Raw genomic sequence first — 368 nt, forward strand, 5'->3', positions numbered from 1 at the left:
TGTCGTTCCGGCGCTTTGTCGGGCTTGGTCTTGAGGAGAGCATTCCCGATCACACAGTGCTGTCACGCTTTCGCAACCTGCTCGTCAGCGAAGGATTGCTGGAGAAGCTGTTTGGCGAGCTGGACCGGCAGTTGGAGAAAGCGGGCGTGATCTTGAAGCGTGGCACGATGCTTGATGCGACGCTGATCAATGCCGTCTCGACCCCGCCGACAGCTGAGCGGCCTTCGAAAGATGCAGATGCCCGCCCCACCGTGCGCAAGGGCAAGGACGGCTTCACCTTCGGCTACAAGGCCCATGTTGGCGTGGATGAAGGCTCTGGGCTGATCCGTACGGTGATCACGACACCGGCCAACGTCAACGACACGGTG

General features: G+C 60.6%; 1 protein-coding gene. It reads left to right on the top strand.

The features are described 5' to 3' along the window. Positions 1-368: transposase (locus tag ACWGTO_RS33935; protein ID WP_454579012.1), on the top strand; the 368-nt coding region annotated here is incomplete at both ends.

The organism is Mesorhizobium sp. PL10 (assembly GCF_053714315.1).